This window comes from Pseudoroseomonas cervicalis ATCC 49957, from assembly GCF_000164635.1.
Classification (GTDB): Bacteria; Pseudomonadota; Alphaproteobacteria; order Acetobacterales; family Acetobacteraceae; genus Pseudoroseomonas; species Pseudoroseomonas cervicalis.
In genome coordinates this window covers 325,797-327,163 of record NZ_GG770779.1, presented here as the reverse complement: position 1 = coordinate 327,163, position 1,367 = coordinate 325,797, and the positions used below count along the sequence as shown (strand labels likewise).

General features: G+C 71.0%; 3 protein-coding genes. All 3 read left to right on the top strand.

Annotated features, from left to right (window positions below; translation table 11 throughout):
• Positions 1-448, top strand: a 448-nt coding sequence (locus tag HMPREF0731_RS12720) for a MotE family protein (protein WP_408734760.1), incomplete at its 5' end; no start/stop codon positions are given.
• A 42-nt stretch (positions 449-490) separates the two neighbouring features.
• Entirely contained in the window at positions 491-877 is a 387-nt protein-coding gene (locus HMPREF0731_RS12715; RefSeq protein WP_007004549.1) for a chemotaxis response regulator CheY, read from the top strand.
• Positions 870-1,367 (top strand): hypothetical protein (locus tag HMPREF0731_RS25455; protein WP_007004548.1); only part of this gene is annotated, 498 nt, incomplete at its 3' end. The genes HMPREF0731_RS12715 and HMPREF0731_RS25455, both read left to right, overlap by 8 nt.

Below are 1,367 nucleotides of genomic sequence, written 5' to 3'. Positions count from 1 at the left end.
GACGCCGCCGGTCGGCCAGGCCGCGCCGGCCGAGCCCTCCATCCTGGAGGACGGCCTGGCCCAGGCGCTGCGCAGCCGGCGCGAGGCGCTGGACGAGCGCGAGCGTCTGCTGGCGATGCGCGAGGCGGTGGTCGCCGCCGCCGAGCAGCGGCTGCAGGCGCGCCTCGACCAGCTGGCCGGGCTGCAGGCGCGGCTGGAGGAGAATGAGCGCCAGACCCGCCTGCGCGACGACGCGCACTGGGCCAGCCTGGCCAAGCTGTACGAGACCATGCGCCCGCGTGAGGCGGCGCTGGTGTTCAACGAGCTCGATCTGCCGCTGCTGGCGCAGATCGTGAACCGCATGCGCGAGCAGAAGGCCGCCCCGGTCTTCGGCGCCATGGAGCCCGAGCGCGTCCGGGCGCTGACCGCCGAGCTGGCGCGGATGCGCGCCGCGCGGCCCGGACTTTGACCGCGTAACCAAGATCGCTGCCCCGCTGGAGAGACCGCCACGATGACCCTGGATCGGAATATCAAGGTTCTTGTCGTCGACGACTACAAGACGATGACGCGCATCATCCGCAACCTGCTGAAGCAGATCGACTTCCACGACGCCGACGAGGCGGCCGACGGGCACGAGGCGCTGGCCAAGCTGCGCAGCGGCAATTTCGGCCTCGTCATCAGCGACTGGAACATGCAGCCGATGACCGGCCTCGACCTGCTGAAGGAGGTGCGCGCCGACGCCCGGCTGAAGCACCTGCCCTTCATCATGGTCACCGCCGAGAGCAAGACCGAGAACGTGGTCGCCGCCAAGCAGGCCGGCGTCTCCAACTACATCGTCAAGCCCTTCAACGCCGAGACGCTGCGCGACAAGATCGAGAAGGTGATGGCGCATGTCTGACAGCGACAATGTGATCGCCAGCCTGCGCGGCAATCTGACGGCGACCGCGGCCTCGCTGCTGCAGGAGCTGGAGGAGCTGAGCCGCGTCATCGCCACGGCGCGCGCCGAGGTGGTGGCGCTGCGCGCCGAGGGGCTGGACGAGGCCACCATCCCGACCGCGACGGACGAGCTGGCCGCCATCGTGCAGCACACCGCCCAGGCGACGCACGAGATCCTGGACGCCTGCGAGCAGCTGGAGACCCTGGCGCCGAAGGCCGAGGGCGACGTCGCCGATGGCATGACCACGGCGACCACGCGCATCTACGAGGCCTGCGCCTTCCAGGACATCACCGGCCAGCGCATCGCCAAGGTGGTGAACGCGCTGCAGACCATCGAGGCGCGCATCGGCAAGGCCAAGGCCAACCTGGCGACCCAGGGCGTGACGACGCTGACCGCGCCGACCCTGCCCGCCACCCCGGGCACGCCCGCCCTGGCCGCGCCGCGCCGCCGG